We start from the raw sequence: 25,340 nt of genomic DNA on the forward strand, positions 1-25,340 counted from the left end.
TCCCGGACGAAATCGGGCATGAAGAACAGGTAGAAATGGGTCAGGTGGTCAGCGACATTCTCTGCCGCGTGAATGAGATTGACCGCCAGTTCGCCATTTGCGGGCATGGAAAGGCCCATGGCCGCAGCCAGGGATTTCGCGGCGGCAACCGACTGCGACACAGAGCAGATGCCGCAAATGCGCGGTGCGTAGACCAGCGCATCCAGCGGCGGCTTGCCCGCCAGAATTCGCTCAAAACCCCTGTAGAGTGGAGAGACCACTTGAGCCTGGTGCACGCGGCCGTCCTGGATGTCCAGTTTGACTTCCAGATCCCCTTCCACGCGGTTGAACGGACCAACAATCAGCCGGGTCATCAGCTCTTCTTCTGCCTGTCGACGGGAGGCCGCCGGAAGTGATCGGCCACCGCGTTTTCCTTCAGCCGTTTCGGCGTCGCCGCCTTGGAGAGCGAAGCCAGCGCCACGAACCAGGCCTTGGGCATGTCGGTTGGCAGGCCAACCGGAATCCCCGAGATCTTCGGGGTTTCGGTGAAGCCGTGCCCCGGCTCCTCGAAGCCGGGCGCTGTGCAGTTGATGCAGGGATAGTTGCCGTCCAGACAAGAACCCGCGCCGTTCCAGCTTCGCATGTTGCAATCGGCCCGGGCCTGGGTTCCCTTGCAGCCAAGGTTTTCCATCATGCAGCCGAGATCGCACAGGCGTTCGGCGCTGGCCTTGAACTCGTAGAATTCGTTGCGCGCGCAGCCGTGATGAACCAGATGCATTGTATAGGAGAGCGGCCGTTCCCACTCGTCCATGTCTTTTTGCGAAAACCGGCCGGCGGAAATCTGGTGCAGGGTTTCGGTCAGCCAGCCCGGATGGATCGGGCATCCGGCAACGTTGATGACCGGCAAGCCGGCGCCGGAGCGGAAATCCGCTCCGAGCAGTCCACCCGGCTTCCGTCCGTCATAGGCCAGTCCGCAGGCCTCGACTTCGTTGCTGCCGGCAGCGGTGATACCGCCGTAGGCGGCGCAGCTTCCTACCGCGATGACATAGCGTGCCTTTTTCGCCAGTGCCTCGACCCATTCCATCACCGGCTTGCCGGTTCCCGCCATGATGTGAAACCGGCCCGAGCCGTTCGGCCCGCGCATAATGGATCCTTCCAGGCACAGGATATCCAGCGGTTCCTCGCCGTCGCGGATGCGCTCCATCAAACCGATGACACTGGCACCACTCGAAACGCTGAGCGAGGGGTGCCAGAGGACCTCGATATTCGCGGCTTCCAGAACGGTGACCAGATCGGGCGCCTCTGCGCCAAGCAGCGACAGCGAACAGCCGCCACAGCCTCCCGACTGTATCCAGAACAGGCGGACCGGGGCGGCCCTGTCAGCTCTCTGTACGGACATCCGCCGGTATCCTTAAAATGAACTCAGCTCCGCCCGCGGGCCGGTTTTCAACCGACAGGCTGCCGCCCTGCTTGGCGGCCATGTTGTAGCTGATGTAAAGCCCGAGGCCGGTGCCCGTGCCGATCGGCTTGGTGGTGAAAAAAGGTTCGAAGATCTTGTCCCGGTGGGCGTCGGATATGCCGGTTCCATTGTCGGCGACCTTGATAACGATGTCCTCTCCCTGCCGCGCGCCGGACAGAAGAATCTGACCGTCCGGGCGTCCGTCGAGCACATCCGCAGCGTTCTGCACCAGATTGACCAGGATCTGATGCAGCTGCCCCTTGCGGCCGGTCATCTCCAGCGTGTCCGGAAGATCCAGCAGCACTTCAGGCTTCACCCGCTGTGCCTTGATCACCCAGTCCGCGGCCGTGTGGATCAGCCGGACAGCGTTGAATTCCTCGGGCTGCTCCTGCTGATTGGAAGAGAAGCGCCGCAGTTCCTGCACGATATCGCGCACCCGCTCCGCCCCTTCCAGGGTGCCGTCGACCAGCGGGCCGATGTCCCTCAGAACCTGGTCGATCTTGAGATCCTTGCGCAGCTCCTTCATTTCCTCCGGCGACTTGTTCTCGTCACTGGCCGTCAGATAACGCGTAATCGCGGAGCCATAGCGTTTCAACGCGTACATATTCCCGAAAACGAAGCTGATCGGATTGTTGAGCTCATGGGCGACACCCGCAACCAGCCGGCCGAGTGCCGCCATTTTTTCCGAAACGAAAAGCTGCTGCTGGGTTCTGGTCAATTTTGCCTGGGCGGCGTCGAGATCCCGGTAGGCGCGCTTCAATTCACCGACGGGCCGACCCACCAGCACCATGCCGACCAAGCGGCCGCGATGGTCCCGGCGCGCGGTGCAAATGGTCGATATCAGGGCGTTCTGGCTGTCCGATGCCGCCAGAGAGACATCTCGCTGTTCGATGCCTTCGCCTGAACGAAGGGTTTGCAGAAACCCGGTGACAACCGCTTGCGATTTTTCCTGAAACAGCTCCGCGATGGGCCGACCGATCAAGGTCCGTTCGCGTTTGCCGACAATCGCCTCCAGGGCCGGGTTCACCTGCTGGATGCGGCCGTCCGTATCGCAGGCGACAAGGACGTCCGTCATGGCGCCAAGGACAGAGCCAATGAAGTCCTGTGCTTCCTCCAGCCGGGCGTTCTGTTCCTCCAGCGCCGTCTGGGAATCGACAAGGTCGGTATAAACCTCATCCATCTTCTGGATCACCTCGATCCAGACGTTATCGCCAGTTCCTTCGATCGCGCCGCTCAACTGCGGCACGATGAGGTCACGAGCATCATGGCTTCCTGGCAGACGGGGTGTCATGAGCGCTCCCGGTTAACCCGCAGCCCGGCGCATGGACGGCAGCGGTTTGACTTTTTCCAGTTCGTAGCGCTCCAGCTTGCTGCGAAGCCCCACCCGCGACAAGCCCAGTTCACGGGCCGCCTTCGATTTGTTCCAGCGGTTGCGGATCAGGGTCTCGCGGATGATCCTGCATTCGAGCTGGCCGATCTGATCCTTGAGAGTGCCTTCCAGCCCGTCAAACAAATCAGCGCCGTCCTCGTCTTCGGTGCGGTCGGCCCGCAGGATGTGGCGAGAGAGAAGATCGGCTCCCAAGAGGCTGCCTTCCTTGCCCATCACGAGCATCTGCTGGATCTCATTTTGCAGTTCCCGGACATTCCCGGGCCAGTGGTAGCTCTGCATGCAGTCCAATGTCTCTTGTGAAAAGCCTTCCACTTCCTTGCCAAGATGGGCCATTGCCCGGGACAGAAGTGCCTTGGCCAGAACCGGTATGTCTCCGCGTCGGTCCTTGAGGTCCGGCAAACGGATCACCATTCCGGCAAGACGGTAGTAGAGGTCGGCCCGGAACCGGCCGGCCTTGACCTCATCCTCCAGGTCCCGGTTGGTGGCGGCGATCACCCGGACATCGACCTTGCGTGTCTTGGCACTGCCGACCGGACGGATTTCCCCTTCCTGGAGAACGCGGAGCAGCTTCACCTGAAACGCCGGTGATACTTCGCCGATCTCATCCAGAAAGACGCTGCCGCCGCTTGCCCGTTCGAACAATCCGACGTGGTCCTCGACCGCGCCGGTGAAAGCGCCGCGTTTATGTCCGAAGAGTTCGCTTTCGAGCAACTGGTCGGGCAACGCTCCGCAGTTCTCCACTACGAAAGGCTTGTTCCACCGCAGGGAGCCGTAGTGCAGCGCGCGGGCTGCCAGTTCCTTGCCTGTGCCCGATGCGCCGGACAGAAGCACCGGCACATCGTAAGGCGCGACCTGACGCAAGGTCGCGCAGACCTCGTTCATCAAACTGTCCTTGCCCCGGATGATGCCGTCGTCGAAGTCGTAGTCCTTGCGCAGCGCCTCGCGGCGCTCGGCCACCACCTTGCCCGCGCCCGAGGGCGACATTTTCAGCTCGATGGCGAGCAATTCGTTCTGTCGCTGAAGCTCGTAAAGACGACATGCGTTCTTCAGCGTCAGGATGAGGTTCTCCGGGTGCCAGGGCTTGGTGATATATTGAAAGATGCCGGCTTCGTTGATCCCGTCGATGATGTCATGGGCATCCGTGTAGCCCGAGACGATCATGCGAATGATGTCCGGCCAGCGCGTGCGCATGGCTTTCAGGAATTCCACGCCGGTTTGGTCGGGCATGCGCTGATCGCACAGGACGAGCTGAACCCATTCCTGTTCAAGGATGGCGTTGGCTTCCTTAATGGTCGCGGCAGTCTTGACGTCGAAGTCGTCGCACAGGATCCGCTGCAGCGATTCCAGAGAACGAATTTCGTCGTCGATCACCAGGATTGTGGGCAGGTCGGTCATGATTGAGCCCCCATTGTCCAACCCCTAACATATCCGGGGCAATTGCTCGCCCGCCAGCCAATCGACCACCCGCTGCCCGCCGAAGCCTGTGCGCATCCGGACCAGAGCATTGTCGTCTTCCACCACTTCGCCGATCAAGGCCGCATCGGCGCCATGGGGGTGACGCCGCATCACGGCGAGCAGGCGCTCTGCATCCGCCGCTTCGCACAGGCAGATCAGCTTGCCTTCGTTGGCGACATAAAGTGGATCCAGACCAAGCAACTCGCAGGCGGCGGCAACATCCGGCTTCACCGGTATGGCGGCTTCGTCGAGCAGCATGCCTGTGCCGGCAGCACGGGCAATCTCGTTCAAGGTGGCTGCCAGCCCACCCCTGGTCGGGTCGCGCAGCACCGAAATGCCCGGCACTTCGTGGATCATGTCGGCCACCAGCGTGTGAAGCGCGGCGCTGTCGGAGCGGATGACCGTTTCGAACTCCAGATTTTCCCGGCTGGAGAGGATGGCAACCCCATGATCGCCAATGGAGCCGGACAGCAGTATCGCCTGACCCGGGCGGGCCTTTTCAGCGGCGATGTGGACCCCATCAGGAACAACACCAAGCCCGGTCGTGGTGATAAAGACACCGTCGCCCTTGCCCTTTTCCACCACCTTGGTGTCGCCGGTAACAATGGGCACGCCCGCCTCATCCGCCGCCCGTGCCATCGACATGACTATGCGCTCCAGGTCGGCGAGCGGAAAGCCTTCTTCAAGAATGAACCCGGCGGTCAGATAGAGCGGCCGCGCCCCGGCCATGGCGACATCGTTCATCGTACCATGAACCGCCAGCGAGCCGATGTCGCCGCCCGGAAAGAACAACGGCGAGATCACGTGGCCATCGGTCGAAAGCACCAGCCGTCCGGCCGGCACACCGAATAGCGCGGCGTCATGCCCCTGATCCAGGATCGGGTTGGAAAGATGCCGATGAAACAGATCGCGGATCAGCTCGGCCATGGCCCGGCCACCACCGCCGTGTGTCATGTCGACGGACCCGGTTCGGAACGAGACAGTCTCATCCATTTTGTTCATGCGACCGCCTCCTCCGCTTTCGCCGGTGTGCGGAACCGGCCGTAGCTCCAATAGGCGGCGCAAGCTCCTTCAGAAGACACCATACACGATCCCATCGGCGATTCTGGCGTGCAGACCGTGCCGAACAATTTGCAGTCGGTCGGCTTCTTCGCCCCGCGCAGGATCGCAGGGCATTCACAGGACTTTACCTCGCGCGACACTTTTGCGCTGACCTCAAACTTCTTTTCGGCATCGAAGGCCGCATAACGCTCGCGGATCTTCAAACCGCTGTCCGGAACGGAGCCCAGCCCGCGCCACTCGAATTCCCGCCGCAGTTCAAGAACGCTGGCGACAAGATCCTGTGCCTTCCTGTTGCCCTCGCGGGTTACAACGCGGGTGTACTGGTTTTCAACTTCATACCGGCCTTCATTGATCTGGCGGATCAGCATCAGCACCGACTGCATGACATCCAGTGGTTCGAACCCGGCGATCACCACCGGTTTGCGGTATAGTTCCGCTCCGGCCTCATACGGCTTGGAGCCGATGACCGCGCTGACATGAGAAGGCCCAAGAAAGCCGTCGATGCGGACCTTTTCGAGGTCTCTCGGATCCGGCGACCCCAGAACATGGCCGATGGCAGCCGGGGTCAGCACGTGATTGCAGAACACCGAGAAGTTGCTCAGGCCTTCCGCTTCGGCCTGGCGGATCGCCACCGCTGTCGGCGGCGTCGTGGTCTCGAAGCCGATGGCGAAAAACACCACCTCCCGGTCCGGGTTGTCACGGGCGATCTTCAGGGCGTCGGCGGTCGAATAGATCATGCGCACATCAGCGCCATCCGCCTTGGCCCGGATCAGGGATCGCTGTTTGGTGCCGGGCACCCGCATCATGTCGCCATAAGTGCACAAGATGACGTTGTGGCGCTCGGCCAGTTCCACTGCGTCATCGAGCCGGCGCACCGGCAGGACGCAGACCGGACACCCCGGTCCATGCACGAAGGTGACATTGTCCGGCATCAGATCCTGAACGCCGTAACGGAATATCGCGTGCGTGTGGCCACCGCAAAATTCCATCAGGTAGTAATGCCGCGCGGGATCGGCCTCCTTGCGAATGGCCTTGGCGAGTGTGGCCGCCAGATCGCGGTCCCGGAATTCATCGACGTATTTCATGCCGCGCTCTCCCCAATCTCGGCCAGTTCCTCCTCAAGAACACCAGCCTCCGCCATCAGTTGAAGCGTGCGGGCAGCTTCCTCCGGGCTTACCTTATGAAGCGCGTAACCGACGTGGATAAGGACATAATCCCCAATTGCGACGTCCTCCAGGAGCACCGTGGAAATGCGTTTCTTCACCCCCTCCAGCGCGACGACGGCAATATCGCCGTCTTCCAGCTCAACGACCCTTGCCGGGATTGCCAGACACATTTTCCCCTCCCTTACTGCGCCGCCTCGCCGGCCGGGTGCCCGGCCAGTTGCATTGCTCTTGCCGCCTCGATCCAGGCGCACCAGGCGCCCATCCCCTCGCCGCTGCGAGCCGACACCCGCAGCACCTTAACCTGAGGATTGACCTTGCGCGCGTTGGCAATTGCCACGTCCATGTCGAAATCGAGATGCGGCAGCAGATCGGTCTTGTTCAGGAGAACCAGATCGCTTGCCGCGAACATATCCGGGTATTTCAGAGGCTTGTCTTCGCCCTCGGTCACCGACAGGATCGCCACCTTATGGGCTTCGCCGAGGTCGAAAGCCGCCGGGCAAACGAGATTGCCGACATTTTCGATGAACACGATGCCTCCGTCCGAAAGTGGCAATTGCTCCAGAGCGTGACCGACCATGTGGCCGTCCAGATGGCAGCCCTTGCCGGTGTTGACCTGGACCGCCGGTGCCCCGGTGGCGCGGATCCGGTCCGCGTCGGCTGAGGTCTGTTGATCGCCCTCGATCACGCAGGGCCTGAACCGGTCAGCCAGCATCTCGATGGTCTTCACCAGAAGCGTTGTCTTGCCCGAACCGGGGCTGGAAACCAGATTGAGCGCCAGAATGCCCCGTTCGGCAAAGAGCTGCCGGTTTCCGGCCGCATAGGTATTGTTCTTCGACAGGATATCCTGTTCGAGCTGGATCAGGCGGGTCTGGCTCATGCCGGGAACCGAAGCGCCGGCCGGGCCTTCGCCATAGTGGTGCGCGCCGCTGTCATGATCATGGTGATGATGCCCATGCCCGTGTTCATGGTGGTGCCCATGGTGGTGTTCATGGCCATGGCCGGTATCGTGGTGATGGTGATCACCACCGTGAATGCGAACCTCACCTTCGCCGCAGCCGCAGACAGTACACATCAGTTCACCTCCAGTTCCTTGACCCGAAGTTCGTCACCACCCGTAACTTGCAACTGGTGTGAGCCACATTCCGGGCAAGCGTCAAAACGCTGTTCGATGGTTACGGTTTGTCCGCAGGGCATGCACCAGGCCTTGCCTTCCGGCTCGATGATATCCAGACGGGCCCCTTCGGCGAGCGTGCCGCGCATGACCACGTCAAATCCGAATTTGAGCGCCTCGACCTCCACCCCGGAAAGCGGGCCTATTTCAAGGCAGATCCGGTCGACCCTCGAGAAGTTCTGCGCCTGTGCCTGCTCCTGAAGCAGGCCGAGAATGCTTTCGCAAATCGACATTTCATGCATCAGGCGGCCCTCACTTCATAAGCGACACAGGGGTCGACCGCGTTGACCACCAGATGAGCGCAAAGCTGCTGCTCCTCCCGGTCCATGGCCGCAATTTCCTCCAGACACCGGCTGGCGATACCCTGGCGGGCGAAGTTACACGCTGTGGGCGGCACGATCCGGTACTCACGCACACGGCCCTCCTCGACCCTTGCCCAATGAAGCAAGGGGCCGCGCGCCGCCTCGACCTCTCCCCGGCCGCTCGCAAGGGGCGCCGGAGCCGAAGTTTCACCGATAAGAACGCCACGGATTTCACCCGGCAAGCGGGCAAGCTCCACCAGACGCGCGACAAAACGAGCGCCAATTGCCGGAGCGCCCAAACTGGCAAGCAGTGGGTCGCTGGCTCGGCGGACATAGGACGTCGCGTCAACAGCGGTGTCGCCAGCTCCGAAGGCCGGGAAAGCGGCAATGCCGAAACGGCCGGTGTCGAACAGCCAGCCGACAAACCATGCCGCCGTCGTGTCCGCCGCAGCAGCCCACTGCCGTAGCTGATCGTGCCCGCGCCGCGAAAGCCAAACATCTGCCGCTTCTCCAAAAACGGCGGTTTCAAGAAATGCCGTCGCGTCATCAAGAAGACCTGCGAGGTGGGGAAGATTTGCAGCGACCTCGGCATTGAGGCCGAAGGCACCCTCGGCACCGGTAAAGCCTGCTTGAAAGCGCGGTGGAAAGGCAATTGCCTGCCGCGCCGCCATTACTCCTCCCCTCTGGCCCATCAGTTTCGGCCAGTCAATGATCGCACGCAAGACATGTTCCCGCAGGCACTCCATCATCGTCAATGTTTGTCGTGCCGATAGGGTCTGCTTCGGTGGCTTAATGCCGAGTGCGCCTTCCAGAGCCAGCACCGAGGCGTGGGTTTGTGCCGTTGCGCAAACACCGTGGACTAGGGGGATGATTTTCAAAACCTCTTCCGGTGTTTTCCCGATCATCAGACGTGTCACATCCGACGGCGGCAGATAGGTCATGCCCACCGGAGCGCCGGGCGTTGCCGGCAGATCGATCATGACCCTGCCTTCCGCCGTCATTGCGGTGTTTCCCTGAACTGGCCGGTCAACACGCTCCGCCGGTTCAGCTCGGCCGCAACCGGTGCCCTGCCGTCCTCTTCAGCCTTTGCAGCCTCCCCAGGTTCGGCAGCCCTGTCCTCCCCCGACCGGTCACCGGGTTCCGGCAGCTCTCCCTGCCAGATCCGCTGCATGTCGCGGTCCTCGTCTTCCTGAGCGCCTTCCATCAGACCGGCGAGCGCCGCTATGGCCGTGGCCTCCGCTGTCTCCATGTCCTCGAACTCAAACACCGGTGAGAACAGGGAGCACATCCAGAACGCTCCGAGATGGTCCTCGTGCCCCCGGATGAATTCAAACCGCCCGGCGGGAAAGACAAACAGGCGCTTTTCGCCGGAGCGGATGATGTTCTGATCCGGTTCCTGAGCTATCAGCACGAGGTTCATGAACCAGGGCGTGATCAGAGCGCCGAACCAGAAACCGTTCCAGGGCACAATGCCGACCGCACGCACACCGAGCTTCTCGTTGAGGATCGGTATTCCGCTCATGCGTTCTGCATGCACCTGCCGGAAGCAGGTCTCCAGACGGTCGGTGATGGCGGTGGCGTTGCTCATGGTCGGACCTATGCGTCTCCGATCACCATGAAGCCCGCTTTGCTGGCGTCGCATTCCGGGCAGGTCCAGTGGTCCGGCAGCGCCGCGAACGGCGTCCCTGCCGGAATTTGCCAGTAGTCGTCTCCCTCGGCGGGATCATAGACATGCCAGCAGATCTTGCATTCCAGCCTTGTCGCGGGACCGATCTTGCTGGCGTCGCCGCCGTAGGAACCGGCGAAGAACCCCTCACTCATCGGTAGACCTCAAGGATTTCGTTCAGGCGTTCGGCTGAATCGGCGATGTCCTCCGGCGCGGCGCAGGCGACAGCCGGTATGGGGCAGATCTCGATGGTGTTCAGGATCATCGTATCCTGGGAATTGTAAAACTGAACCCACCAGGTATCCCGTGTCGCGGTCGCCATGATGCGGCAATTGCCGTAGCCGCGCGACAGGATCGTGGTTTCTCCCCTGCCGAGAAGATCGTTCAAGAGCCCAAGGTCCTCCTCCGTGTGCGGCAGCAGCGACAGATTGATCACATGCGGCCGCGACTTGGCGATGTGCTCGTTGATTTCCGGCAGCAAGGGCGGTGCGTTGAAGACATTGGGGCCGAAACGCTCCGGTATCGGGACCTGCGCCTGCGCGCCCGCGAAAGCCCTGGCCAGAACAGTCCGCGGAAACGCGGCGACCTCGACATAGTCGGCGGTCGTGCGACCGTCCGCGGCCGTCTCCCGAACCCTCCAGACACCCGCCAGCACGGCTTCCTGGGCTTGTAGCGCCGCGCCGCCGATTACCGAGACCTCCCCTTCCCCGAGCACCTGATTGACCAGGGCAAGGTTGGCTTCGTCCAGGCCGTTCAGATCCACGCGCCCATTGGTGCCTGTCCGCTCACTGTCTTCGAGCAGTCGCAGAAGCGCCTCAAGCGCGGCCTTCCCGGCGTCCAGATCCTCTGCTTCCTCCGCCTCCGGCAGGTTCGGGGCTGCAAAGATCATCATGCCCGACGGCATGCTCATATAATCGAGAACGCCGCCGTCCTCATCCAGAGGCTGGCTACCAGGCCCGACCACTGGTCCGATTGGATTGCTCATATTGCCGTCCCCTCCTAAGAATGAATTAGTCAGTGCCGAAGGCTCTCGGGCGCAACGCCGCAGCCGTCGGGGAACTTGAAAGGTGGCGGATCGCTTGGCTCACGCCCCAGGATATCGGGGATCTGCTCAAGGTAATCGGCCCAATCGAGAATGCCCTGCAAAACGCCGAGATAGTCGCCCCGGCGCAGAAAGACGATTGCCGGAAACGCATTGAAGAGATAACGCCGCTGCAGCTCGCGTTCGCTGTCCCGCTCGACGACGAGTGTCGCGACCCTGCCCATCAACGCCTTGCCGAGTTCCGGCAGCACGACGGCGACATCGTTGCTTTCCGCCAGCCGCTCCGCGTCCCCGGGGAAGAACACCATGGCAAACTCATGTGCCTGCGCGGTTGAGGCCAGCGTCTCATGACTGACGACTTCGTAGCCTTCCCGGTCGATGATCGATTGCAGAAGAGGTGAAAACATGTGCTGCCTCAAGGTTTGGAGGTACTGCTCTCCGTGGGTTTCAGAAAATCCGGCAGGCTCGGTTCCCGGCCAGTCAGATCGGCGAAGAGATGGTCGAAATCCGTCTCGCCGCGCATGGCCATGCTGAGCGCCTCCAGCGCGTCGGCTGTCTGTTTCGCCGTTTCCTCGCTGAGAACCTCGCGGGCCGCGCCCAGAAAAACCATCAGCCAGGTTCCGGGTGCGACGGGGCCGACAAGGCTCAGATCGACGTCCGTTTCTGTGCCACGATCACGGCATCGCGCCGTCAGTCCGGACACAGACAGAACCTGCATGGGAATGCCGAGACACATCAGCTTTGCTCTGCCGCTGTGTGGACCAAACGGGTCATTTCAGCGTCGAAGTCTTCCGGCCCCCGCCAGCCTTCGCTGGCCAGCACGCGGTTGTCACCGTGGCGGAAGGCTTCGTCCTCCGCCGGCCTTCCGGCTTCATACCGGCCGAGCGTCATCTCAAGCGAAGCGATGGTGTTGTCTTCACCGAGAGCATCGCCGCGCGGCGTAACCGAGACGCCGTGATCCTTGAGGAATGCAAGTGCCGTATCGATCGCGGGGTCGATCTGCGCCTTGACTTCCGGCCGCAGGCTGCCGCCGTAGTCGTCCAGCTCCACGGGCTGCACGCCGATCAGCAGCAGATGGTCGGGATAGTCGCCGAGCATTTCCGCCATGGCGAGCACTTCCTGAAAACCGGTCTGATGCAGCGAGATTTTCTTGGCACCGAGGAATTTGGGGACTTCCTCACCTTCCACCCGCTTCAGCGTGCCGGGCGGCAGGCCATAATCGACAGCGTCGAAAACAATGAGTATGTCGGCTTCGCGGATATACTGGACGAGATACACCCCTTGGGTACCCCCATCCATCACCCGCACATTTTCAGGCACCTCGAAGCGGCGGTGAAACTCTTCCACGGCGCGAACGCCGAAGCCTTCATCCGCCCATAACAGGTTACCAATGCCGAGCACGAGTACGGCTGGCGCGTCCATTGTCACAGCTTTTCCTCCCTCTTGCGCCAAAGATGAAATCCCTGAAGCGCAACCCCCGCCGCCGTCAGCGTCTTGTCGAGCCTTGCCGGAATACGGGGTAAGGTGGTTATCGCAAGAGCCATGCCAGACCTTGGAGCTGATTATCTCCTTGTTTTCTCTCGCTCCTTGTCCGTGCCTCCACAAGTGCATGGTTAGAAAATATCCATTTTGGCTTAAAACTGGAAACTTACTAACCAGTTCTGCGAGGCTGCTTTAAAGAGATCGTCCAACTGGTCCTGTGGCCTGGAAGCGGAGAATCCAGTTGGCGATAAAAAAGGGCGGAGCCATTCCAGCTCCGCCCGAGTAAGCTTGGATGTGCAGAATTGACCAAGCTAATGAGGGTCATCCATCGGCTTGTCGTCACGGAATGTCCGCCAGCCGGAAAACATGGATGAAATGATCGACTGCCGGGACATGATGTCTTCCCGGACAGCGGCGTAGACATGAATGATCACGAAGCACACGATCGCCCACAGTCCCAGGTGATGCCACGTGTGGACGTCCTGGCTCTGGCCGAACAGGGGAATGATCCAGCTCGAAAACAAAGTGTACTGCCACGATCCCATGCCGGCACCCTCGCCATAGAGCGCGAAACCGGTGAAGATCATGAATATGATCACCCAGACGAACATCACGTGCATCGCCAGGGTTGCGAGCGGGTTATGGCCGGCATATTTTTTCGGTTCCCGCGCGATCATGGCGTACCATTTGACCTCATGCACAAGCTCCGACCAGAAACTCCCCCGCCAGACCGGCGGCAGGAAGATCTGCCGGGAATGCTTGTTGCCGACAAAGGCCCAGTAGATCCGCAGCAGAATTCCGACGGCGAGAATGTAGCCCGCGCCAAAATGCAGGAAGCGGATCCAGCCGAACAGGAAATGGGCGGAAGCCTCGCCATGGATCGCCGGAGGCGGCGATCCGATCAGATAACCGGTGATGCCGAGAACGAGGATCGCCAGGGCATTGATCCAATGCCACAGACGCACCGGCGCCTCATAGACATAGACGGCCTCTTCCTTGTGAGAGGGAGTGGTCTCGATACTCATTGCTCCCTCCTATCCGCCGGCCAGCAAGAGACCGGCTCCGGAAATCGCCAGTCCGACGCCTGCATGCCCGTGCTTCAACTCGCCGGCAAGACGGCCAAGGCCAAAACCGGCCGCATGCAAGGCGGCACTTGCGATCATGAAGCCGGCCATATACCCCGCCAGGGCTCCGACGGCTTCCGTGCCATGCGCGTGACCATGAAACAGGGCGAAGACCGAGATTGCAGCAAGACCGGCACCCGCAGGCAAGACGCGCGCGGTGGCGATCATGAGGCCAAGAATGACGACAGAGGCGAGAATGCCCGGCTCGACCATCGGCAACGGCAAGCCGCTCACACCGATCAACGCACCGACCGCAAGCACCCCGATAAACAGAACCGGGCCGCGCCAGGCCTGTTTCGCGGGTTGCGCGGCCGACCAGACCCCGACGGCGGCCATCGCAAGCAGATGGTCGGTTCCCAGGATCGGGTGGAACAGGCCGGATGACAATCCGCCGGCAGCACCTCCCGTGTGTGCCAGTGCCGGTGTTGCCACAGCGGTCAGCACGAATGCGCCAAACATCTTTCCGAAAACAGATTTCATGATGATCTCCTCCCTCAGCACACCTTGATATCGGCAAGCTCTTCGCCGTCCGGCCCCATCACATGGGTCGAGCAGGCAAGGCATGGGTCGAAGCTGTGCAGCGTGCGCAGGATCTCGACCGGTTCTTCGGCGACTTCAACCTTGGTGTTCATCAATGACGCCTCGAAAGCGCCGATGTTGCCTTCGTTGTCTCGCGGCGATCCGTTCCAGGTGGTCGGCACGACGCATTGGTAGTTGTCGATCTTGCCGTCCTTGATACGGATCCAGTGGCCGAGCGCGCCACGGGGCGCTTCGGTGAAGCCCACGCCCTTGACCTCTGCCGGCCAGGTCGAGGGGTCGAACTTCTCCGTGTTTGCCGTCGCGCTGTCGCCAGCCTTCAGGTTGGCCATCAGTTTGTCGAAGAAATAGACCTGCATTTCCGCCGCCCATTCGGCCTCCAGCGCGCGCGCCGCCGTGCGGCCGAGCGTCGAGAACAGTGCGTCGACGGGGACGTTGAGGGTGGTCAGCGTGCGATTGATCTGCTCGGTGAAATATTCATGCCCCTGGGCGTAGCCAACCACATAGCGGGCGAGCGGCCCGACTTCCATCGCATGGCCGCGCCAGCGCGGCGCCTTGATCCAGGAGTATTTCGCGCTTTCATCAAGCTCGATGATGTTGGTGCTGGTTCCCTTGGCATTCGGTCCGAGCGCGTAATTCGGCTCGGTGATGCCGTCCCACGGATGCAGCCCCTTCTTCTCATCCGGATAACTGTACCAGGAGTGCGGCACGAATTCCTGGATCTGCTCGGGATCCCGGAGGTCGACCTCATGCACTTCCTTCAAGTTACCGTTGATGATCGCGCCGCGCGGCATCAAGAGGTTGGCGGCAGAATAATCGTTCGCCTTGTCCGGGATGTCGCCATAGGCCAGCACGCTCTGGCCCGACAATCCACCGCCGTAGAGCCAGCTCTTGTAGAACGAGCCGATGGCGAAGATATCGGGCAGATAGACGTTGCGGACGAATTCGAGCGAGCGGTCGATGATGCTCTTGACGTAGTTCAGCCGCTCCATGTTGAGCGGTGCGCCCGCCGCCAGCTCGCCATCCAGGTTGATCGCGCAGGGCACGCCGCCGACAAGCCAGTTCGGATGGATGTCCTTGCCGCCGAAGATCGTGCGCGTGGTCATGATCTCCTTCTGGAAATCGAGCGCCTCCAGATAGTGGGTCACCGCCATCAGATCCGCTTCCGGCGGCAGCAGATAGGCCGGGTTGGTCCAGTAGCCATTCTTGAACGGGCCGAGCTGGCCGCTTTCCACGAACTTCTTCAGGCGGTTCTGGATATCCCGGAAATAGCCTGGCGAGGAATTCGGGTGATGCGGCGAGACCTTCTGCTGCAGCTCCGAGGTCGCCTTCGGATCCGCCTTCAGGGCGTTGACCGGGTTGACCCAGTCAAGCGCGTGCAGATGATAGAAATGCACAAGGTGATCGTGGATCTGCAGCGAGAGCTGCATGATGTTGCGGATCGAGTTGGCATTTTCGGGAATATCGATGCCGAGGGCATCTTCCACCGCGCGCACGGAAGTGAGCGCGTGCGTGCCGGTGCACACACCGCAGATGCGCTGCGTGAAAGCCCAGGCGTCGCGCGGGTCGCGGCCTTTCAGGATCACCTCAAGCCCGCGCCACATGGTGCCTGTCGAAACGGCGTTGCGGATCATGTTGTCCGCATCGATGTTCACCTCGCAGCGCATATGGCCTTCGATACGGGTCACCGGATCGACGACCACTCGCTGGCCGGAGGTGTCGAGATTGAAGCCGTTGGGTGTCTGGATCGTCGCCATCAGTTATCTCCCCCCTTGTGGCTGTCGCCTCCCTTATGCCGCGCGCGTTTGACCGCGCTTGCTGCTGCATGGACCGCCGCCGCTCCACCCACGACAACCGCCGCGGTGCCGCCGATCTTGTCGGCGTTGGCCTCGATGCCGAAGCCATGGATATCGGTCAGGCGGTCGTAGAAGGAGCCCTTGTCCCAGAAGCCGTCTTCGGAACAGCCGAAGCAGGGATGACCGGACTGGATCGGGAAGGACAGGCCGCCGTTCCACCGCACGGTGGAGCAGGCGTTGTAGGTGGTCGGGCCCTTGCAGCCCACCTTGTAGAGGCAATACCCCTTGCGCGCGCCCTCATCGTCGAAGGATTCGACGAACTGGCCGGCATCGAAGTGCGGCCGGCGATAGCACTTGTCGTGGATCCGCTGGGAATAAAACATCTTCGGGCGGCCCTGGCGGTCAAGTTCCGGGAAGCGCTCGAAGGTCAGGATATAGGTGATCACGGCGGTCATCACCTCGGCGATCGGCGGGCAGCCGGGCACCTTGATGATCGGCTTCGGAGCAAGACCCGGCACCTTGTGGATCGGGGTCGCCTGGGTCGGGTTCGGCCGCGCCGCCTGGACACAGCCCCAGGACGCGCAAGAGCCCCAGGAGATGATCGCCTTGCAGTGCTCGGCGGCCTTCTTCAGTTGTTCCAGATAGGGCTTGCCGGCGATGATGCAGCTCATGCCCTCCTGGTTGAGCGGCGGATTGCCCTCGCACGCGAGAATGTAGTTGCCATCGTATTTGGCGATTGTTTCCTCGATGATCGCTTCGGCCTGATGCCCGGCCGCCGCCATGATCGTGTCGTCATAGTCCAGAGAAATCATCGACAGGATGACGTCCTTGGCGAGCGGGTGAGCCGAGCGGATGAAGCTTTCCGAGCAGCAGGTGCACTCCAGCCCGTGCAGCCACAGCACTGGAATCCGCGGCTTTGTCTCCATCGCCTCGGCGATCTTCGGAGCAAAGCTGGGTCCAAGACCAAGAGCCGCTGCCGTTAACGAGCAGAACTTCAGAAAACTTCGGCGGGTGATGCCCTGTCGGCGCATCACGTCATAAAAGGTTTCTGTCATATGGGCGTCTCCTCCTCTTGGACCCTAATCGCGCTGTTTGTTTTCACACGCGTCAGGAAGGAGCAAAGCAACCGCTGTGCCAGACACTGTTAGCCTATAAGATTCAGAGGCTTATGTTAAATTTGCAACCGGAAGGGCGCGGCAAAAGCGAAAGTTAACTGCCAGCTTTCCAGCCGAAGTGGAAACTCCCCTTCCAGCTCCAGGTCTCGGTTATGCAGCCGCGGCAGTTCGATCCAGCCTTGCAAGGTCTTGTTCTTCTGGCTCAGGCTGAATCTCGTCCGTAGGGCTGCTCATACGCTGCTGTTTTCAGGCAAATATTCATTGCACTTCCGGCAACTGCGGAATTGCCACATCGAGCTTGCGCAAACCATCGGCGATGTGAAGCTGGTCTTCGAGGGGGATGTTTCGAGCCGACAATTCCTGCCACATATTCGGAATGAACGAGGGGGCTGCCTGCCGGAATTTTTCAAGTGCGGCGTTGGCTTTCCCGATGTCACCGGTTTGAGCATAGATGACGGCAGCTATACCGAAATAGGTGTTTACCTGGGTCGCGTCGGAGTGTTCGATGGCATTGGTGGCGCAAGAATAGTCTTTCTGCATGTAGCAGATGATTGCCAGGCTGCCTTGGTAGGAACCCGTTTTTCCTGGGTTGAACACCAGCGGTTTTTCAAGAAGCTCTCGACCGCGCTCCTTCTGTCCGGACAGGCCGAAGAGCTGACCGATCTGGCCAAGCATGAACCGTCCCGGATGGCGTGGAGCATATTTCCTTCGCGACGGATTATATGGCCGTGCTCGGCCGCATCTACTCGACGGGCACCGCAGAGGACTACAAGGCGGACAACGCGCTTCAGGCGCAGCTCAAGATCACACCGCTTTCGGCCTGCGGAACAGACGACATACCCAAGGCGCCGCCGGTGCAGACACCCGCACCGTTCTCGATGACCGACAAACCGCAAAAAGTCATCCTGGACATGGGCATGGAAGGCTATTTCGACAGGATGGCAACCTTGATGTGCAAGGTCGCACCTCCGTCCAGGGACGATGTGGCGATCCTCGGAAGGATGAAAGAAATCGGCATCGAACCTTGCAAGGATTTTGCTCCGGACACTCTTGAGCCCGCAGTGCAAGCGGCTTTGGAGAGCGTGCCGAAGGACGCGCTCGCAAAGATCAAGGCGAACCGGAAGGTCATGGGGACGACCGTCAACGGCTGGACCATTACCAAGGGCCTGGGTGCTTACGGAACCGATTATCTGAAAAGAGCGGTGTCGCTGCCTTCGGGTGGCCTGCCAACCGCCAGGAGGATGCGGTCTATCCCAATACAGCAACGGACAGCACGGGTGCCCCCTTAACGGCACTAACCGGTACACTGTGACGTTTGCCAAGGGCGAAGAGCCTCCGGTCAAGGGTTTCTGGTCGATCACCATGTATGAGATTGACCAGGGATGGTGGTTCACGCCGAACGTGCTGAACAAATTTACCGTCAGCCCGCGCAATGACCTGACGAAAAATGCCGATGGGTCGCTGACGCTTTATTTTCAGAACGAGCCGCCTGCCAAGGACAAACAGGCCAAGGAGCCGCCTCAAACTCGGCGTCCTGAGAACCAGGAAACGTATCAAGCGATTTACTTTAAGTAACATCGCTGCGAAGGTCATTTTATTCTAATATATACTTTCTGTTAGAAATATCATTCGATAATCACATGGTTTTTATTGAAAAGTGCTAGAGATTACGATTTCATGAAGATGTCATTTGGGTTGCTGGTGAGTATAACTCCAATTTAATCGGAATTGATGTCGGTGGACTATCTTCCGGTTACTTTCTTGTGAGCCAGATCAGGATAGTGTTCGACTCGACGGAGCCGTTTCAGAACCGCGGGAATGACAGACACCGAGCAATAAAGCCCCAGGGGCACAACCTATGTTCAAGTGGAGGATGGAAATATGACCAAGCATCTGAATTCCGTGTCAAAGGCAGTTCTGGCCGTCGGCGTCTTGATGGCCGCACCCATGAGTGCTCTGGCAGACTGTTCGTCGGACATCGACAAGGTGGAAGCGGCCATTTTCAAAGCCAAGGAAAACGACATTGCAGAAACAACTGCAGAGCAGATGCGCGTACTTCTTGATAACGCCAATGAGGAAAAGAAAAAGGGCGACGAGGCTAAGTGCCAGGAGTTGATCAATCAGGCCAAGCAAATCGGTAACGTCGACTGACACCTGATGATCTGCCCGATCGACCTTCCGTTTGTCTGAAACCCAAGACTGCCCGGAAATTGGCAGTCTTGGGAGGGCGCTGGCCGAGGGTGCGCAGTTTGCGCGGCTTCGTGTTTAGCGGCCTCCGAGGCTTGATCTTCAAGTGCCCGATCATCATCAGACTGCAAGAAGACACCTTTCGGCAGAACGGCACCGGATTTCTCGCATCAAAGATTGGATGATCAGACAGCGTCTGGGCAGACTGTCGGGTCAAAATCGACAGAGTGCAAAACGCGGGTGTCGTGACCGGGGGCAGAAGATTCAGAACGTATCCACCACGACCTGAAGCGTGGAAACGATCGCGGCAAAAGGCGCGATTATTGAGGGGATGACTATCATGAAATATCTACGTGTTTGCGCCACTACAGTTGTCTTGATGATGTCTGTATCGCTGGCTTCTGCGCAGACCGTCGGTTTTGCGGATGCAATCAAGATCCTGGCGGCCAGTTGCGGCAACGATATCCAGGCACATTGTCAGTCTGCGTCGCTGGCCAACAATGGCATTACCAACTGTCTGGAAAAGAACCAGTCGAGGATCTCGCAAAAATGCAATGCGGACCGGTTGGTCGTGATCGGTTTGATTGAGGCCAGACTGGCCGCCCAGTCCGAGGTCGCCAAGATCTGCAATCGGGACATGGCTCAATACTGCAAGGGTGTGAAGCCGGGCGCGGGTCACATGCTCCGTTGCCTTCTCAAGGCACAGCCCTCCGTTAGCGCGAAATGCAATGAGGCCATCGATCTGGCTGGCTACAGATAACATCCGGCCGAGGAGATATTCCAATGAACAAGCTTTTTCTGAGCAGCGTTGCCATCGCTGTCATCGCCTCTGCCACCGGGGCGCTTTCGCAGACCAAACTGAGCCGAAACGAAATAATCAACTCCCTGCAGGGCGCGCAGCAGGAGGTAAACATCAGCGCCGACGAACTGCAAAAGGCAGCGATCGAGAACGTCGAAAAATATCCCGGAGCGAATTCGCCGCAGCAGTTACCGCTCGCGGCAAAGCTGGCCTCCCTGCGGCAGTTCAATCTGGAAATCACGTTTCACTTCGACTCCGCAACCATCGCACCTGCGTCCTACGAAACTGTGGGACTGATCGCAGATGCTCTGCACACGCCTTATCTGCAGGGCCAGACTTTCTTCATCGTCGGGCACACCGACGCCAAGGGTACCCGGGAGTACAATCTGGAGCTCTCCATCAAGCGCGCAGAAGCTGTTCGCGACGCGCTCGTAACAACCTTTCAGGTTCCCGCAGAATACCTGTTTGCCGTCGGCCTCGGCGAGGAACAGCTCCGCGACCCTTCAAATCCGGATGCTGCGGTCAATCGAAGGGTTCAGCTGATCAATCTCGGGTACAAATAGGCTGAAGGCGCAGTTTCCACTTCTGGAGATTATCATGAAGCTTATTCGCTTCCATATCGGCTTCTGCCTGTTGATGCTGGCCTTGGCAGGATGTCAGTCAGGCTCTGGGGCTGAAGCAGGACTGAACGAACCTGGGGTCGACGTCGGCTTTGGCGACCAAACTCCCGATGGTCCACCGGGAGAATGCATGGATGACGGGTCCGAAGGGACCTCGGTCACCCTGGGGTGCTCATGAAATCTGGCGACGTATAATTTCGGTTTTCTCGCAATATACCCAGAGAGCCTGACGTCTAACGAGGGTGCACTCCTTCGTCTGACGGACTTCATCCGCCTCCCAGCAACTCATCATCGGTCTGAATCCTTTCCCGCGGTTCGATTCCAATCATTCATTGGACCGCGGACCGGGGATCTTCGACACTTGCGCGATGGAACCTTCCGATACCTCTTTATTCCTCAAGAGTGTAGACCCCGGCCGGAACATGAACCGGTTCTACCACCTGTCGGTCGAACCCACCCTGTTCGGCGGATTTGCCGTTCGCCGGGCCTGGGGACGTTTAGGAACCTGGGGGCAAACGCGGCTTGATCTCTTTGCAGATGTTACTTCGGCTCTGGCCCATCAGCAGAAGCTGGCCGCGCAAAAACACAGGCGCGGGTATCGTCCGGAGTAAGGCTGTGGTGCTGTGCCTGATCCCAGTCCCCTGGGATCGGCCTCAGACAGTTCGCTCAATCAAAAGTCACAGAATACCCCAGGCCCTGTAGCGGTCACGACCGGTGAGCTCGCGCGGGAGCGCGGGGCCGAGTTGGCGGATCATGCGGTCGACGGCGGCGGCGGTGACGCCGAGGGTTTGGCGAGCCATGGGAATGGTGACCAGCGGATGGGACAGGAACATCTGCGCGAACTCCGGCAGTCTGGAGTGGCTCCGACAGGACTGGCAATGGCGTGCCAGTTGTTCCTGGGCGATGGACAGACGGTCCAACTGGTCCAGGGTTTCTTGGGCGGCCTTCTCGAATCCTAGCAGCAGGCCGGAAATGCGGGTCTGGACAGGGTCTTTGCGGCGCCAGCGGAACGGCGATTTTCGGAGCCCCGCGGAGAGTATTGGCAGATGTGAAGGTGTCACGTGCGCTTTGAGGAAGACGGCCGGTAGCAGGCGGCCGAGCTCCGGCCAGTTGTCCAGAGGTTGCAGAAGGTGCCAGGCATCCAGCAAAAGGGCCGCTGTCAGAACAGGGGGGAAATCCAGTGCTTCAGCTTCGTTCAGGGAGGCTAGCCAAGTGTCCAGACGTCCGTCCCTGTCAGGTGTCTCGGAGATGCTCGCCAGATGCGCCGTTGTGGCTTGGGGGGATGTGATCCGTCGCGGTGGAATTGTTCCGTCCGCCAGATGTCTGGAGCGCTCGAGGACAGCGTCGATCTCTGCAAGCAGAGCTTCTTCCGCTTCGGTGTCTTCAAGCTCATGCATGGCAGAGAGGCCCCCTCCCCTCCCCTGCTCCGGGTCGCTTTCCATCGCATCACCATGAGAAGTCTGTTCTGCTTGCTGGCCGATGAGTGTCAGCACCCCAGTGCGGCTCAAAATCGTTTCTGGTGGTTGCCGGTCGATCCGGCGCCGAAGGGACAGCAGTCTGGCTGCCCGGGTCAGCTCATGGGTGGGTGCGCGTCTGTCTGTGCCAGCGTCGTGCAGAACCAGATCTTCCAGATGCACGAGATCGCCGTTCAGGGCGATCGAGGCGCAGGTGTCGAACAGGTGAGACCGTCTGCGCACACCGTCTTCCAGTGCCGGCGTACGCCGCAGCCTTTCGTCCGAGCGCGTCAGTGCACGGCTGGCGGAATCGAGCGTTCCAGCCAAAACGAACCAGTCCAGTGATTTCAGTAGCTTGCGGAGATCGTAACCCATTGACATTGGTCGATAATATTTCATTAATGATAAAATACAAGTAATAAACTATCATTACATGGATGCCCGCGAAAGCATCATTTTCTGTATTGATAACCCATGTTTATCGATAGTTATACTTCTTAGCGACCTCATGGTAAATGTTCGGATCTAACCCTGCCCCGGAAGAGCCTGCGAGCCGATGCCAGCCCCCCCCTCCCCGTGCTTCTTAGCGGAAAGAGTGATCCCTCCGCTCACGATGTAAGTCAGAAAATCGAGAGCCTCGACACACTGGGGGCCATTCTGCCGGCGCTTGCCGGCCCAGACAGCGTGGAGCAACTTGCCCGGCTTCTGACTGATGAGGACATCAACACACTGCGCAACCTTGCCAGCGAGGGCATGGGCGAGGCTTCCCTGAGAGCGGTGACCTCCGACTTTTCCCATTTGGAAGGCTGGTGCTTGGCAGCGACCGGCACCCCCTTGCCCTGGCCGGCGCCCGTGCCGCTTGTCTTGAAGTTCATTGCGCATCACCTGTGGGATGCCGACAAGAAGCTGTCGGATCCGTCTCACGGCATGCCTGAAGACCTAGCGACGCAGCTTGCGGCGCAAGGACTGTTCCGCGGATCAAAAAATACGGCGGGTTTCCGGTCTCCGCATGCACCTTCGACCGTGCGGCGGCGACTGACGTCCTTGTCGACCCTGCATCGCTGGCGTGGTCTTTCTGGCGCGCTTTCCGCACCCGACGTGCGTTCGGCCATACGACTGGCCGTCCGTGCCGCTGGCCGCCCAACAACGAGGAAAAGCCGCAAGGCAACCACGGCAGAGTGTCTGGAGCATTTGCTCGCCACCTGCGACGGCAGCGACTATTCCGGGCCTGACTTGATGGACTTGTGCGACAAGGCTTTGCTGCTCGTCGGCTTTGCATCCGGGGGCGTCGGCGTTCTGAGCTGGCGGGTCTGCGGGTCGATCAGATTGCCTGGGAGGATGCTCTGCCCCTTGATCTAGGTGACCCGGAAAGCGAACTCGTGACTGCGGCCAGTCTGAGGCTTGGACGTACCAAGACCAAAGAGCCGTCAGACGATAATTCGGTGCTTCTGATCGGCCGAAGCGCCGATGCGCTGAAGGCGTGGCTGGAGGCTGCTCAGATCCGCGACGGCGGCGTGTTCCGCGCCATTGATCAATAGGGCAACCTCAAGCACCGCGCTCTCACCCCGCAGTCGATCAATGCCATCTTCAAGAAACGGTGTACACTTGCGGGTCTTGATCCGAGTGAATCCTCCGCGCATGGTTTGCGTTCCGGTTTTCTGACGGAAGCCGCCAACAGGGACATTCCGATCCAGGACGTCATGCTGCAATCGCGCCACCGCTCCCTCGCCGAGGCCTCCAGCTATTACAACGTGCCGGTCGCCGCAGAAGGCGCTCTGCCAGATTGCTGGGATGAGACCAGGCAACTCGCTACGAGTTTAGTGCGCGACGGACCGGGCAACGTTTCCTCGGTTATTTGCAACCCACCTACCTGTCGGCTCAGCGCTGGATGTGCGAGGCTTCGATCGCAGCGCCAGGATAGGCAAGTTTTTCGCCTTGCACCGGAAATGTTTGTATCCGCGTTCACACCAGAGCTAACAATTCCCCGTTAATAACATCTGCATCCTGCATCCTCCTCCCCAGTTCAGCACCTCAAGGAGACGATGCGTCAGTGAAAGTTGCGCCGGTTGCAGGGTCAGAGGGGCGGTTACCCGACGCGGATAGTGCTGGGCAATTGCTAAAGGCAACACACAATCGTTTGAGCAGTTGCCCTGCAGATAGAAGACTGGCTTTAAGGCGTTTGCATTCTAAAACTCGTAATCGCTTATTCCTCTTTTAGGGCGGCCTGAATGCGGAGTCTTGACGTTATCGGGGAGCCGACAGACGTCAAACGGATTTGCCACCCCCCTCAGCGGCCTAGAGCCTGCTTGCCCCTGCCCTTCTTCGATATTGTCGTCCTCCCGCTTGGTCACCATTGGCGATTAACTCCGTATGATTTCGTCCACTCAACCAGCTTGCCCCGACACCGCGCACTGCTCTTTTGGGACGCGGCGCTGCTCAAAGCTGGAACCAGTTTCTTCGTTAAGTGGTTTTCGTTCACTGTGGCAGGTGCGGTGTGCTGCCGTTCGCTGAAGGGTTTCAGTGCAAGTCAGAGGTAGCGGATAAGGCTGAAGTCCCAAGTTTGTGGTTTCGTTCATGGGGCTGCCAACCGTAAAAATCCCCGCATTTTGTGACGTCTCTGGCCTTGCGGATCCTTTGAAAAAGCCGGGTTTCGAATTTTGTGGCGATGAATCAGTTCAATTATAGCAATTGCTATATTGCCTGGTCAGTCTGCACATTGGTGTCGCGCAGCCCTCCTTAAGCGCCCTCCATACGCGATTTATAGCAATTGCTATATTCGCGTTTCCGCGTTGCTAGTTTGCAGGATGGCGGCTGTTGCTTGGTGGCGATCCTTGTCTAACTTTGAAACTCGAAAGTCGCGTTCGAAGTATCTCGCACTCTTGCCTCGCGTCACGGGAATGCATAGCGAACTGCCCAATCGGCAACGCTTGGCAAAGCCGTCAACTGCAGCGTTGTGGCAACGGGTGTCAGGCCATCTTAGTGCGCTTCAGAGTGGCCCTGCTTGTTCGGATCAGGTGAAGACACTCGTGATGCCGAGAGCCAGACCGTTGTTTTTCTGAAGGGTGAAACCTCGAACAGTGACGCCGCAAGTGACGTTCAAAGTCGGCGTCCCTGTGTGAGGGCAGGGGCGCCAGATGCGGGAACTCATCGACACAATCTGTTGATCGGTCGCGGGGCAGGGTGGTCCGGAGCCCGTCTGCCCCTTGATGGACACCTAAAGCCAGAGGCAGGCGGTGAAGCCATTTGCCTCAAGGAAAAAGGACACTCGTCAAGCCTATTTCTGCAGGCAAGTAACTCGAAACGAAGCCAGGTCCGCGGCGCTTTCGCCTTAGTGAACGAGATTTCTTGTCGGAGACATCCGATAGCAGCATTATCTCCCTCACCTCGTTAGACAGTCACCGGGGGAGGTCTGATTCCAGAGTACATTCTGGGTGGCAGGGGAGGGGGCTTTGCCAGGAGGTGGCAAGAAAGCCCGGCTCTGACAACAGCCTGTCCTTTAAGTCCATGCTTCCAAGCGTACCATTGGGACCAGAG

At 59.8% G+C, this 25,340-nt stretch carries 29 protein-coding genes and 1 pseudogene; 8 read left to right on the forward strand and 22 right to left on the reverse strand.

The window, feature by feature from the left end:
- From SIAM614_RS25795 to SIAM614_RS25895, 21 genes are all read right to left on the reverse strand, one after another.
- Positions 1 to 353 (reverse strand): nickel-dependent hydrogenase large subunit (locus SIAM614_RS25795; RefSeq protein WP_006939098.1); only part of this gene is annotated, 353 nt, incomplete at its 3' end.
- Positions 353 to 1,378, reverse strand: a complete 1,026-nt coding sequence (locus SIAM614_RS25800; RefSeq protein WP_006939101.1) for an NADH-quinone oxidoreductase subunit B family protein — start codon at positions 1,376 to 1,378, stop codon at positions 353 to 355. The genes SIAM614_RS25800 and SIAM614_RS25795, both read right to left, overlap by 1 nt.
- The gene (locus tag SIAM614_RS25805; protein ID WP_006939103.1) at positions 1,359 to 2,729 is read right to left on the reverse strand and encodes a sensor histidine kinase; all 1,371 of its coding nucleotides are present in this window, start codon (positions 2,727 to 2,729) and stop codon (positions 1,359 to 1,361) included. The genes SIAM614_RS25800 and SIAM614_RS25805 overlap by 20 nt, the downstream gene beginning before the upstream one ends.
- Positions 2,730 to 2,741: 12 nt before the next feature.
- Positions 2,742 to 4,223 carry a sigma-54-dependent transcriptional regulator gene (locus tag SIAM614_RS25810; RefSeq protein ID WP_006939105.1) on the reverse strand — a complete coding sequence of 494 codons (1,482 nt, stop codon included), beginning with the start codon at positions 4,221 to 4,223 and terminating at the stop codon, positions 2,742 to 2,744.
- A gap of 24 nt (positions 4,224 to 4,247) precedes the next feature.
- Positions 4,248 to 5,285 (reverse strand): hydrogenase expression/formation protein HypE, encoded by a 1,038-nt coding sequence (gene hypE, locus SIAM614_RS25815; RefSeq protein ID WP_006939107.1) that lies wholly within the window; start codon positions 5,283 to 5,285, stop codon positions 4,248 to 4,250.
- Positions 5,282 to 6,430 (reverse strand): hydrogenase formation protein HypD, encoded by a 1,149-nt coding sequence (gene hypD / locus SIAM614_RS25820; RefSeq protein WP_006939109.1) that lies wholly within the window; start codon positions 6,428 to 6,430, stop codon positions 5,282 to 5,284. Before hypD ends, hypE begins: the two co-directional genes overlap by 4 nt.
- On the reverse strand, positions 6,427 to 6,681 hold the full coding sequence (locus SIAM614_RS25825; RefSeq protein WP_006939110.1) for a HypC/HybG/HupF family hydrogenase formation chaperone: 255 nt from the start codon (positions 6,679 to 6,681) through the stop codon (positions 6,427 to 6,429). Before SIAM614_RS25825 ends, hypD begins: the two co-directional genes overlap by 4 nt.
- Before the next feature lie 11 nt (positions 6,682 to 6,692).
- Positions 6,693 to 7,583 (reverse strand): hydrogenase nickel incorporation protein HypB, encoded by an 891-nt coding sequence (hypB, locus tag SIAM614_RS25830; RefSeq protein ID WP_040441163.1) that lies wholly within the window; start codon positions 7,581 to 7,583, stop codon positions 6,693 to 6,695.
- Complete coding sequence (gene hypA / locus SIAM614_RS25835) at positions 7,583 to 7,924, reverse strand: hydrogenase maturation nickel metallochaperone HypA (RefSeq protein WP_006939116.1); 342 nt, start codon at positions 7,922 to 7,924, stop codon at positions 7,583 to 7,585. Before hypA ends, hypB begins: the two co-directional genes overlap by 1 nt.
- Positions 7,924 to 8,985 carry a nickel-dependent hydrogenase large subunit gene (locus SIAM614_RS30885; RefSeq protein ID WP_006939124.1) on the reverse strand — a complete coding sequence of 354 codons (1,062 nt, stop codon included), beginning with the start codon at positions 8,983 to 8,985 and terminating at the stop codon, positions 7,924 to 7,926. Before SIAM614_RS30885 ends, hypA begins: the two co-directional genes overlap by 1 nt.
- Positions 8,982 to 9,572: a [NiFe]-hydrogenase assembly chaperone HybE gene (gene hybE / locus SIAM614_RS25845; protein ID WP_006939127.1), complete on the reverse strand. Its 591-nt coding sequence runs from the start codon at positions 9,570 to 9,572 to the stop codon at positions 8,982 to 8,984. The genes SIAM614_RS30885 and hybE overlap by 4 nt, the downstream gene beginning before the upstream one ends.
- A gap of 8 nt (positions 9,573 to 9,580) precedes the next feature.
- Positions 9,581 to 9,805: a rubredoxin gene (locus SIAM614_RS25850; RefSeq protein WP_006939129.1), complete on the reverse strand. Its 225-nt coding sequence runs from the start codon at positions 9,803 to 9,805 to the stop codon at positions 9,581 to 9,583.
- Positions 9,802 to 10,635, reverse strand: coding sequence for a hydrogenase expression/formation protein (locus SIAM614_RS25855; RefSeq protein ID WP_006939131.1), 834 nt, complete (start codon positions 10,633 to 10,635; stop codon positions 9,802 to 9,804). Before SIAM614_RS25855 ends, SIAM614_RS25850 begins: the two co-directional genes overlap by 4 nt.
- Before the next feature lie 29 nt (positions 10,636 to 10,664).
- Positions 10,665 to 11,099: a thioredoxin domain-containing protein gene (locus tag SIAM614_RS25860; protein WP_006939133.1), complete on the reverse strand. Its 435-nt coding sequence runs from the start codon at positions 11,097 to 11,099 to the stop codon at positions 10,665 to 10,667.
- An 8-nt stretch (positions 11,100 to 11,107) separates the two neighbouring features.
- The gene (locus tag SIAM614_RS25865) at positions 11,108 to 11,428 is read right to left on the reverse strand and encodes a HypC/HybG/HupF family hydrogenase formation chaperone (RefSeq protein WP_006939134.1); all 321 of its coding nucleotides are present in this window, start codon (positions 11,426 to 11,428) and stop codon (positions 11,108 to 11,110) included.
- Complete coding sequence (locus tag SIAM614_RS25870; RefSeq protein WP_006939135.1) at positions 11,428 to 12,114, reverse strand: HyaD/HybD family hydrogenase maturation endopeptidase; 687 nt, start codon at positions 12,112 to 12,114, stop codon at positions 11,428 to 11,430. Before SIAM614_RS25870 ends, SIAM614_RS25865 begins: the two co-directional genes overlap by 1 nt.
- Before the next feature lie 371 nt (positions 12,115 to 12,485).
- Positions 12,486 to 13,199: a Ni/Fe-hydrogenase, b-type cytochrome subunit gene (cybH, locus tag SIAM614_RS25875; RefSeq protein ID WP_006939136.1), complete on the reverse strand. Its 714-nt coding sequence runs from the start codon at positions 13,197 to 13,199 to the stop codon at positions 12,486 to 12,488.
- Between the two features lie 9 nt (positions 13,200 to 13,208).
- Positions 13,209 to 13,778, reverse strand: coding sequence for a HupE/UreJ family protein (locus tag SIAM614_RS25880; protein WP_208984101.1), 570 nt, complete (start codon positions 13,776 to 13,778; stop codon positions 13,209 to 13,211).
- Between the two features lie 14 nt (positions 13,779 to 13,792).
- Positions 13,793 to 15,592: a nickel-dependent hydrogenase large subunit gene (locus tag SIAM614_RS25885; RefSeq protein WP_006939138.1), complete on the reverse strand. Its 1,800-nt coding sequence runs from the start codon at positions 15,590 to 15,592 to the stop codon at positions 13,793 to 13,795.
- On the reverse strand, positions 15,592 to 16,686 hold the full coding sequence (locus SIAM614_RS25890; protein WP_006939139.1) for a hydrogenase small subunit: 1,095 nt from the start codon (positions 16,684 to 16,686) through the stop codon (positions 15,592 to 15,594). Before SIAM614_RS25890 ends, SIAM614_RS25885 begins: the two co-directional genes overlap by 1 nt.
- A gap of 318 nt (positions 16,687 to 17,004) precedes the next feature.
- Positions 17,005 to 17,421 carry a tetratricopeptide repeat protein gene (locus tag SIAM614_RS25895; protein ID WP_006939140.1) on the reverse strand — a complete coding sequence of 139 codons (417 nt, stop codon included), beginning with the start codon at positions 17,419 to 17,421 and terminating at the stop codon, positions 17,005 to 17,007.
- Positions 17,422 to 17,438: 17 nt separating this feature from the next.
- Here SIAM614_RS25895 and SIAM614_RS33130 point away from each other — a divergent pair, with 17 nt between their 5' ends.
- The 7 genes from SIAM614_RS33130 (at position 17,439) to SIAM614_RS25920 (ending at position 20,963) form a co-directional block, all read left to right on the forward strand.
- Positions 17,439 to 18,035: a DUF1254 domain-containing protein gene (locus tag SIAM614_RS33130; RefSeq protein WP_050789497.1), complete on the forward strand. Its 597-nt coding sequence runs from the start codon at positions 17,439 to 17,441 to the stop codon at positions 18,033 to 18,035.
- A gap of 19 nt (positions 18,036 to 18,054) precedes the next feature.
- Positions 18,055 to 18,321, forward strand: coding sequence for a DUF1214 domain-containing protein (locus SIAM614_RS33135; protein WP_006939144.1), 267 nt, complete (start codon positions 18,055 to 18,057; stop codon positions 18,319 to 18,321).
- Positions 18,322 to 18,627: 306 nt separating this feature from the next.
- Entirely contained in the window at positions 18,628 to 18,897 is a 270-nt protein-coding gene (locus SIAM614_RS25905) for a hypothetical protein (RefSeq protein ID WP_006939147.1), read from the forward strand.
- A 328-nt stretch (positions 18,898 to 19,225) separates the two neighbouring features.
- The gene (locus tag SIAM614_RS25910) at positions 19,226 to 19,693 is read left to right on the forward strand and encodes a hypothetical protein (RefSeq protein WP_229598016.1); all 468 of its coding nucleotides are present in this window, start codon (positions 19,226 to 19,228) and stop codon (positions 19,691 to 19,693) included.
- Positions 19,694 to 19,716: 23 nt separating this feature from the next.
- Positions 19,717 to 20,295, forward strand: a complete 579-nt coding sequence (locus SIAM614_RS25915; RefSeq protein WP_006939151.1) for an OmpA family protein — start codon at positions 19,717 to 19,719, stop codon at positions 20,293 to 20,295.
- A gap of 34 nt (positions 20,296 to 20,329) precedes the next feature.
- Positions 20,330 to 20,530: a hypothetical protein gene (locus tag SIAM614_RS32230; protein ID WP_157140091.1), complete on the forward strand. Its 201-nt coding sequence runs from the start codon at positions 20,330 to 20,332 to the stop codon at positions 20,528 to 20,530.
- Between the two features lie 190 nt (positions 20,531 to 20,720).
- Positions 20,721 to 20,963 carry a WGR domain-containing protein gene (locus SIAM614_RS25920; RefSeq protein ID WP_006939152.1) on the forward strand — a complete coding sequence of 81 codons (243 nt, stop codon included), beginning with the start codon at positions 20,721 to 20,723 and terminating at the stop codon, positions 20,961 to 20,963.
- A gap of 66 nt (positions 20,964 to 21,029) precedes the next feature.
- On the opposite strand, the gene SIAM614_RS25925 is transcribed toward SIAM614_RS25920, so the two are convergent.
- Positions 21,030 to 22,181 carry an RHE_PE00001 family protein gene (locus SIAM614_RS25925; RefSeq protein ID WP_006939153.1) on the reverse strand — a complete coding sequence of 384 codons (1,152 nt, stop codon included), beginning with the start codon at positions 22,179 to 22,181 and terminating at the stop codon, positions 21,030 to 21,032.
- Positions 22,182 to 22,382: 201 nt separating this feature from the next.
- On the opposite strand from SIAM614_RS25925, the pseudogene SIAM614_RS25930 reads away from it, so the two are divergent.
- A pseudogene (locus SIAM614_RS25930) lies at positions 22,383 to 23,601 on the forward strand (tyrosine-type recombinase/integrase).
- Positions 23,602 to 25,340 lie beyond the last annotated feature (1,739 nt).

This window comes from Roseibium aggregatum IAM 12614 (genome assembly GCF_000168975.1).
Lineage (GTDB): Bacteria > Pseudomonadota > Alphaproteobacteria > Rhizobiales > Stappiaceae > Roseibium > Roseibium aggregatum.

Bases quoted from the DNA above. Each gene is read 5' to 3' on its own strand.
- SIAM614_RS25860 (WP_006939133.1), bottom strand. From the start codon at position 11,099: ATGTTTTCACCTCTTCTGCAATCGATCATCGACCGGGAAGGCTACGAA.
- hybE (WP_006939127.1), bottom strand. From the start codon at position 9,572: ATGAGCAACGCCACCGCCATCACCGACCGTCTGGAGACCTGCTTCCGG.
- SIAM614_RS25870 (WP_006939135.1), bottom strand. From the start codon at position 12,114: ATGGACGCGCCAGCCGTACTCGTGCTCGGCATTGGTAACCTGTTATGG.
- SIAM614_RS32230 (WP_157140091.1), top strand. From the start codon at position 20,330: ATGAAGCTTATTCGCTTCCATATCGGCTTCTGCCTGTTGATGCTGGCC.
- SIAM614_RS25825 (WP_006939110.1), bottom strand. From the start codon at position 6,681: ATGTGTCTGGCAATCCCGGCAAGGGTCGTTGAGCTGGAAGACGGCGAT.
- SIAM614_RS25850 (WP_006939129.1), bottom strand. From the start codon at position 9,805: ATGAGTGAGGGGTTCTTCGCCGGTTCCTACGGCGGCGACGCCAGCAAG.
- hypA (WP_006939116.1), bottom strand. From the start codon at position 7,924: ATGCATGAAATGTCGATTTGCGAAAGCATTCTCGGCCTGCTTCAGGAG.
- SIAM614_RS25890 (WP_006939139.1), bottom strand. From the start codon at position 16,686: ATGACAGAAACCTTTTATGACGTGATGCGCCGACAGGGCATCACCCGC.
- SIAM614_RS25920 (WP_006939152.1), top strand. From the start codon at position 20,721: ATGGAACCTTCCGATACCTCTTTATTCCTCAAGAGTGTAGACCCCGGC.
- hypE (WP_006939107.1), bottom strand. From the start codon at position 5,285: ATGAACAAAATGGATGAGACTGTCTCGTTCCGAACCGGGTCCGTCGAC.
- SIAM614_RS25885 (WP_006939138.1), bottom strand. From the start codon at position 15,592: ATGGCGACGATCCAGACACCCAACGGCTTCAATCTCGACACCTCCGGC.
- SIAM614_RS30885 (WP_006939124.1), bottom strand. From the start codon at position 8,985: ATGACGGCGGAAGGCAGGGTCATGATCGATCTGCCGGCAACGCCCGGC.
- SIAM614_RS25915 (WP_006939151.1), top strand. From the start codon at position 19,717: ATGAACAAGCTTTTTCTGAGCAGCGTTGCCATCGCTGTCATCGCCTCT.
- SIAM614_RS25865 (WP_006939134.1), bottom strand. From the start codon at position 11,428: ATGTGTCTCGGCATTCCCATGCAGGTTCTGTCTGTGTCCGGACTGACG.
- hypD (WP_006939109.1), bottom strand. From the start codon at position 6,430: ATGAAATACGTCGATGAATTCCGGGACCGCGATCTGGCGGCCACACTC.
- cybH (WP_006939136.1), bottom strand. From the start codon at position 13,199: ATGAGTATCGAGACCACTCCCTCTCACAAGGAAGAGGCCGTCTATGTC.
- SIAM614_RS25810 (WP_006939105.1), bottom strand. From the start codon at position 4,223: ATGACCGACCTGCCCACAATCCTGGTGATCGACGACGAAATTCGTTCT.
- SIAM614_RS25905 (WP_006939147.1), top strand. From the start codon at position 18,628: ATGACCAAGCATCTGAATTCCGTGTCAAAGGCAGTTCTGGCCGTCGGC.
- SIAM614_RS25855 (WP_006939131.1), bottom strand. From the start codon at position 10,635: ATGAGCAATCCAATCGGACCAGTGGTCGGGCCTGGTAGCCAGCCTCTG.
- SIAM614_RS25925 (WP_006939153.1), bottom strand. From the start codon at position 22,181: ATGGGTTACGATCTCCGCAAGCTACTGAAATCACTGGACTGGTTCGTT.
- SIAM614_RS25800 (WP_006939101.1), bottom strand. From the start codon at position 1,378: ATGTCCGTACAGAGAGCTGACAGGGCCGCCCCGGTCCGCCTGTTCTGG.
- SIAM614_RS25805 (WP_006939103.1), bottom strand. From the start codon at position 2,729: ATGACACCCCGTCTGCCAGGAAGCCATGATGCTCGTGACCTCATCGTG.
- SIAM614_RS25895 (WP_006939140.1), bottom strand. From the start codon at position 17,421: ATGCTTGGCCAGATCGGTCAGCTCTTCGGCCTGTCCGGACAGAAGGAG.
- hypB (WP_040441163.1), bottom strand. From the start codon at position 7,583: ATGTGTACTGTCTGCGGCTGCGGCGAAGGTGAGGTTCGCATTCACGGT.
- SIAM614_RS25880 (WP_208984101.1), bottom strand. From the start codon at position 13,778: ATGAAATCTGTTTTCGGAAAGATGTTTGGCGCATTCGTGCTGACCGCT.